This is a genomic window from Amycolatopsis sp. NPDC051045 (assembly GCF_040682955.1).
Classification (GTDB): Bacteria; Actinomycetota; Actinomycetes; order Mycobacteriales; family Pseudonocardiaceae; genus Amycolatopsis.
Map to the genome: position 1 here is coordinate 235,880 of NZ_JBFBCC010000011.1, position 7,357 is coordinate 243,236.

The window sequence follows — 7,357 nt, forward strand, 5'->3', positions numbered from 1 at the left end:
GTGGCGACCGAAGCCGAGCTGCTCGACTACCTCCGCCGGGTGACCGCCGACCTGCAACGCACCCGCGAGCGCCTGGTGGCCGCGGAGTCCGCGGGCGACGAACCGATCGCCGTGATCGGCATGAGCTGCCGCTACCCCGGCGACGCCGACACCCCCGAAGCCCTGTGGCGGCTGGTCGACGACGGCACCGACGCGATCTCCGGCTTCCCGGACGACCGCGGCTGGCCCCTGGCCGACCTGCTCGGTGCCGTCGGCGGCCCCGGCACGTCGGCGACCGCCGAGGGTGGCTTCCTGCACGGCGCCGGCGGCTTCGACCCGGCGTTCTTCGGGATGAGCCCGCGCGAGGCGCTGGCCACCGACCCGCAGCAGCGGCTGCTGCTGGAAACCGCGTGGGAAGCGTGCGAAAGCGCGGGCATCGACCCGCTTTCCCTGCGCGGCAGCGACACCGGCGTGTTCGTCGGCGTGATGTACAACGACTACGCGATCGCGTTGCAGGGCGTCGCCGAGGACCTGGAGGGCTACCAGAGCAACGGCAGCGCCGGCAGCGTCGCTTCGGGGCGCATCTCCTACACCTTCGGCTTCGAAGGCCCGACCGTCAGCGTCGACACCGCGTGCTCGTCGTCGCTGGTCACCCTGCACCTGGCCGCCCAGGCCCTGCGCCGCGGTGAATGCTCCCTCGCCCTCGCCGGCGGGGTCGCGATCATGTCGACGCCGATGGTGTTCATCGAGTACAGCCGCCAGGGCGCGCTGTCGCCGACCGGCCGCTCCCGCGCGTTCGCCGAGGGCGCCGACGGCACCGGCTGGTCCGAAGGCGTCGGCCTGCTGGCCCTGGAAAAGCTGTCCGACGCCCGCCGCAACGGCCACGAGGTCCTCGCCGTGCTGCGGGGTTCGGCCGTCAACTCCGACGGCGCGTCCAACGGCCTGACCGCGCCCAACGGCCCGTCGCAGCAGCGGGTGATCCGCGCCGCGCTGGCCGACGCGAAGCTTTCCCCGTCCGATGTGGACGTCGTCGAGGCCCACGGCACCGGCACCAGCCTGGGCGACCCGATCGAGGCGCAGGCGCTGATTTCGGTGTACGGCCAGGACCGGCCGGAAGGCCGGCCGCTGTGGCTCGGCTCGCTGAAGTCGAACATCGGGCACACCCAGGCCGCGGCCGGGGTCGGCGGGGTGCTGAAGATGATCCTCGCCATGCGCAACGGCGTCCTGCCGCGCACCCTGCACGCCGAACAGCCGTCGACGAAGATCGATTGGACCGCCGGCGACGTCGAGCTGCTGACCGAACCGCGCCCGTGGCCGCGGACCGGGGCGCCGCGCCGGGCCGCCGTGTCGTCGTTCGGCGTCAGCGGGACCAACGCGCACGTCGTCCTCGAACAGGCCCCGCCCGCCGAGCCCGCCGCGGCTGTGGCGGAACCGGCGGCGATCCCGTGGGTGCTGTCGGCGAAGTCGCCGGAAGCCCTCGCTGCCCAGGCGGCCCGGCTGCTGACCCACCTCGACGAGCACCCCACGCAGCCACTCGCGGGAATCGCCCGCACCTTGCTGGCCCGCAGCCGGTTCGACCACCGCGCCGTCGTCGCCGGGACCGGGCACGCCACCCTCCGCGAAGGCTTGTCCGCGCTCGCGGCGGGCGTCCCGGCCCCGACCGTGGCCACCGGCACGGTGAGCGCCGCGCCCGGCCCGGTGTTCGTGTTCCCCGGCCAGGGTTCGCAGTGGCCCGAGATGGCGAGGGCCCTGCTGGCCACCCAGCCGGTCTTCCGCGCCCGCATCGAAGAGTGCGCCGAAGCCCTGCAACCGTACGTCGGCTGGTCGCTGCCGGACGTCCTGACCGGCGTCGAGGGCGCGCCCCCGGTCGATCGGGTCGACGTCGTGCAGCCGGTGCTGTTCTCGGTCATGGTGTCGCTGGCGCACCTGTGGCGGTCCTACGGCGTCCGGCCCGCCGCGGTGCTCGGGCACTCGCAGGGCGAGATCGCCGCCGCGTGCTTCGCCGGGGTGCTGTCCCTGCCCGAAGCCGCGCGGATCGTGACCCTGCGCAGCCGCCTGATCGGCGACCGGCTGGCCGGGCACGGCGGGCTGCTGTCGGTGATGGCTTCGGAGGCCGAAGTCGGTGAGCTGCTCGGCGACTTCGAAGGCACGCTGTCGATCGCCGCGGTCAACGGGCCGCGCACGGTCACCGTCGCCGGCGAGCCGGAAGCACTGACCACGCTGGAAAAACGCCTGTCGGCGGCCGGGCTCATGCGCTGGCGCGTCGAAGGCGTCGACTTCGCCGCACACAGCCCCCAGGTGCGCGTGCTGCACGACGAACTCCTCGGCGTCCTCGGCGAACTGCACCCCGGTGCGTCGGAGATCCCGTTCTTCTCCACCGCCGACCAGCGCTGGCTCGACGGCCCGGAAATGGACGGCGAGTACTGGTACCGCAACCTGGAACGCACCGTGCGGTTCGACGCCGGAGTGCTCGCCGCGCTCGAGCGCGGCGCCCGGCACTTCGTCGAAATAAGCCCGCAGCCGGTGCTCAGCCTCGGCCTGCAGGCGCTGCTGGAGCAGTCGGGCACCGGGGCGACGGCGTCGGCGACCCTGCTGCTCGGCCACGGCGGCCCCGACCGGTTCCTGGCCGCGCTCGGTGCCGCCTTCGCGCGCGGCGCCGACGTCGACTGGCACCTCGTGGTCCCCGCCGAGGGGGAGCGCGTCGCGCTGCCGACGTACCCGTTCCAGCGCACGGACTTCTGGCCGCGCGGGACGCTGCAGGCGACCGGCGACATCACCGCGCTGGGCCTCGCTTCGGCCGGCCATCCGCTGCTCGGCGCCGTGACGGCGTTACCCGACACCGAAGGCTTCCTGTTCACTTCGCGGCTGGCCGTCCCGACCCACCCGTGGCTGGCCGAGCACACCTTCGGCGGCGCGGTCCTGCTGCCCGGCACCGCGTTCCTCGAGCTGGCCATCCGCGCCGGCGACGAGGCCGGCTGCCCGGTCGTCGACGAACTGACCCTGGCCGTGCCGCTGGTCGTCCCGCCCGGCCAGGCCGTGCGGACGCAGGTCGTGCTCGGCCCGCTGACCCCGGCCGGGCGGCGCACCCTGTCGGTCTACGCCCGGCCCGACGCCGGTGACGAGCCGTGGACCTGCCACGCCACCGGCGTCCTGCGCGCGGGCGAGGTGCCCGAGGCGGGGGAGTTTCCGGCCGAGTGGCCGCCGGCCGGTGCCGAACCGATCGACCTGACCGGCTTCTACGACCAGGCCGCCGAGAACGGCTTCGGGTACGGCCCGCTCTTCCGCGGTCTCGAAAAGGCGTGGCGGCACGGCGAAGACGTCTACGCCGAAGTCGCGCTGCCGGAAGCCAACCGCCCCGAAGCGGCCGCGTGCGCCCTGCACCCCGCGCTGCTCGACGCCGCCCTGCACGCGGCGTCGTTCACCGGCGAGGGCCGCAGCCGGCTGCCGTTCTCGTGGACCGACGTCGAGCTGTACGCGGTCGGCGCGTCCCGGGCCCGCGTGCGGATCAGCCCGGCCGGCACCGACAGCGTCCGTGTCGAGCTCGCCGACACCGCCGGCACGCCGATCGTGTCCGTCGGCTCGTTGCTGCTGCGGGCCGCCGGCGCCATCGAGACCGCTCCGGCCCACGGCGACAGCCTCTTCCGCTGGGAGTGGCAGCCGGTGCCGGCCCCCGAGCCCGGCCGGCTCGCCGACGGCACCTGGGTCGTCGCCGGGGCCGACGAGTTCGGGCTGACCGGCGCCGTCTACACCCTCGGCCGCGCGGTCGAGACGTTCCTCGGCATCGGCGCGCTGTCCAGGGCCCTGGACGACGGCCTGCCCGCGCCGCAGGTGATCCTGATGCCGCTGGTGCCGGTGCGGCCGGAGAACGACCGCGAAGCGGCTCGCGACCTGACGAAGTGGGTGCTGGGCGAGGTCCAGGCGTTCCTCGGGGAGGACCGGCTGCGCACCACGCGGCTGGTGTTCGTCACCCGCGGCGCCACCGAGGACGCCCTGGCCGGCGCGACCGCGTGGGGCCTGCTGCGCTCGGCGCAGACGGAGAACCCCGGCCGGATCGTGCTGGCCGACCTCGAACGCGAAGGCGACCAGTCCATCCGCGACCTGCTGCCGCTGCTGCCCGGCCTGCTCGCCTCCGGTGAGCCACAGGTCGTGCTGCGCGACGGCGTCCCGCACGTCGGCCGCCTGACCCGCGTGCGCGGTGAGGAAGCCACGGTGGACTGGACGGCGGCGGGGAAGGTGCTCGTCACGGGCGGAACCGGGGCGCTGGCGCGAGCGGTCGCCCGGCACCTGGTCACCGAGCACGGTGTCCGCGAACTGCTGCTGGTCAGCCGCAGTGGCCCGGCCGCGCCGGGAGCGGCGGAGTTCGCGGCCGAGCTCGACGCCACTGTGGACATCCGTGCGTGCGACGTGTCCGATCGGGACGCGCTGGCCCGGCTGCTGGACGCCGAGCCGTCGGTGCGGGCGATCGTGCACACCGCCGGTGCGTTGGAGGACGGCGTCCTCGGCTCGCTGACCCCGAAGAAGCTCGACACCGTGTTCGCCCCGAAGCTCGACGCGGCCTGGTACCTGCACGAGCTGACCCGCGACCGCGAACTGACGGCGTTCGTGCTGTTCTCGTCGTTCGCCGGTTTGGCGGGCAACGCGGGGCAGGGCAATTACGCGGCCGCGAACGCGTTCCTCGACGCGCTGGCCCGGCACCGCCGTGCCCTCGGCCTGCCGGCCACGTCGATCGCGTGGGGCACCTGGGCCGGCGACCGCAGCGTGATGGCCGCCCAGCTGGACGAGACGAGCCGCCGCCGCCAGGAACGCGGGGGCGCGCTGGCGCTGTCGGCCGAGCAGGGCCTGGCGTTGTTCGACGCCGCGCTGGCCCGCCCGGCCGAGCCGGTGCTCGCCGCCATCCGGCTCGACCTGGCCGCGATGCGCGCGGCCGGCGAGGTCCCGCGGATGATGTCCGCCCTGCTGCCGCCGCCGTCGCGCCGCTCGGCGGCCACGGTGGAACAGGACACGGGCTCGTTCGCCCGGACGTACGCGCGGCTGCCCGCCGACGACCGGCCGGCCGCGGTGCTGGAACTCGTCCGCGGCCTGGCCGCCGCGGTGCTCGGGCACCCGAGCGCCGCCGCGGTGCCGGTCGACGGCAGCTTCCCGGAGCTGGGCTTCGACTCGCTGACCGCGATGGACCTGCGCAACCGCCTGCAGGCGGCCACCGGGCTGATCCTGCAGGTCGGGGTGGTGTTCGACCACCCGGCACCGGAAGAGCTGGCCGCCCACCTCGCCGCTGAACTCGCCGTCGAACCGGCGTCCGGCGAGGTCACCACGACGGTGTCGGTGCAGGCCCCGGAGACGATCGCGGGCTTGTTCACCGAAGCGCTGAAGGCCGGGCAGCAGGCGGACGCGATCGCGTTCCTGCGCGCGGCGGCGACGTTGCGGCCGAAATTCCGCACGTCCGGGGAGCTGACCCGCCCGATCCGCCCGCTGCGGCTGGCCCGCCGGTCCCCGGACGCGGCGCCCGGCCCGCACCTGATCTGCGTCCCGGCGCTGGTGGCGATGGCGGGGGTGCAGCAGTACTCGCTGTTCGCGGCGTCCTGCCGCGGCCGCCACGACGTCTCGGCGGTGCCGATCCCGGGCTTCACCGACGGCGAAGCACTCCCGGCCGACCGCCAGGCCCTGGTCGCGGCGGAGGCCGACGCGATCTCGGCGTACACGGGCGGCGAGCCGGCGATCGTGCTCGGCGTGTCCACCGGCGGTCTGCTGGTGCACGCGATCGCGACCGAGCTGTGTCGCCGCGGAACCCCTCCGGCGGGCGTCGCGCTGCTGGACCCGTACGCGGTGGACAGCGAGTTCGTCGCGAGCGCGGGCGGCGGGCTGATGCAGGGGCTGTACAAGCGCAACCAGCAGTACACCGAGGTGACGAGCGCGGGGCTGTCGGCGATGGCGTGGTGCTTCGACCTGATGGAGGGCTGGGAGCTGGGGCCGCTGCCGTGCCCGACGCTGCTGGTCCGGGCGTCGGAGCCGATCGTCGCGGCCCAGGCGGCCGTGGACTGGCGGTCGGCCTGGGCCCACGCGGACACGGTGACGGACGTGCCGGGCAACCACTTCACGATCGTCGAGGAGCACATCGCGGACGCGGTCGCGGCGGTCCAGGCCTGGCTGCCCGCGGTCGGCTAGGTGTTCTGTCCCCTGAGTTGGGGACGCACTGAAGGGGGCTTTCCTCGCATGTGGCGGGAGGAGAGTCCCCTTCAGCGCTTCGGAGGTGACGAAGGTTCCCTTCAGCACAGGTAGCCGGCCGGTCGCCGAGGATGCGGCGGCGCGCGAAAAACCCCGGCACCTGGGGTTGTGCCGGGGTTCTCCGCCGCGGGAAGGCAGTCCGCGGGACTCAGGGGACGGGGTCGGGGGACCGCTCCAGGGCTGGCGTCTTGGTGTTCGGGGCCAACGCGGGCTCGACCGGGGCGGCGGGGACAGACACCTTCGCCGCCGTGCGCTTGGCCGCCTGGCGCCCGAGGGCCTGGTAACGGGCCCGGTGGTTGAACCACTCCGCGATCAGCAGGTTGACCACCCACGGGATCCACGACGTCAGCGTCGACACCTGGTCCTGCACCGCCGGCGGGCCGTCGACGCCCATCGTGAAGACCTCGGGCTCCAGCCAGAGGATCGCCGGGCCCAGCCAGAAGCGGGACGCCAGGATCGAGAAGCACAGCGCGAAGCTGCGCAGCATCCACTCGCGGTGCTCGACGATCCGGCCCTGCCGCGCCCGGCGGAAGCCGACGATCGTCGTGATCAGCCACAGCAGGCCCAGCAGCGCGTTGCCCGCCTTCTGACCCGCTCCGTGCGTGAGGAACGGCGTGATCGTCAGGATCGCCAGGCCCGCCGGCAGCGCACCGCCGAGGACGTAGACGCGGCCCGAGATGCGGTGCAGCTTCGGGTTGCGGTTGCGCAGCCACGGCCAGACCTGGATCGCCGCCGTCACGAACGCCACCGAGCCGAAGAGGATGTGCGCCACCAGCAGGGGGTAGTAGAAGGGCAGGTCGAGGCGGGTCGCCGCGGTCGACTTGCTCGGGTCGAAACCCAGGTAGCTGGGTAGCCGGAACGCGAGGAACCCGAACACCAGGAAGTAGAACGGGACGATCCAGGGGCGTCTCAACGCCGTTCCGATGCGTGACATGGCTCGCCTTCCTTACGGGACATCCGGCGCGACGAGCATGCCGCCGCGAAACCACGGAAAACCGCAGACTTCGCGCCCGCTCGGCCGGGGAGGCGCGCCGATCTCTGGGGAAAAACCGGCGCCGGCGGCGGCATAGTCGCCTTCGACCTGAACCCCGGCGGTGGCTCCGGCGTCGTGAGGCGACCGGGTGCCCGCCCGAACCGGATCACTGGGAGCGCCGCG

General features: G+C 74.1%; 2 protein-coding genes. One reads left to right on the forward strand and one right to left on the reverse strand.

Annotated features, from left to right (window positions below; translation table 11 throughout):
• Nucleotides 1-6,141 carry a type I polyketide synthase gene (locus AB0M80_RS25790; RefSeq protein ID WP_364569732.1) on the forward strand — a complete coding sequence of 2,047 codons (6,141 nt, stop codon included), beginning with the start codon at nucleotides 1-3 and terminating at the stop codon, nucleotides 6,139-6,141.
• A gap of 208 nt (nucleotides 6,142-6,349) precedes the next feature.
• On the opposite strand, the gene AB0M80_RS25795 is transcribed toward AB0M80_RS25790, so the two are convergent.
• Nucleotides 6,350-7,135 carry a DUF2306 domain-containing protein gene (locus tag AB0M80_RS25795; protein ID WP_364569735.1) on the reverse strand — a complete coding sequence of 262 codons (786 nt, stop codon included), beginning with the start codon at nucleotides 7,133-7,135 and terminating at the stop codon, nucleotides 6,350-6,352.
• Nucleotides 7,136-7,357 lie beyond the last annotated feature (222 nt).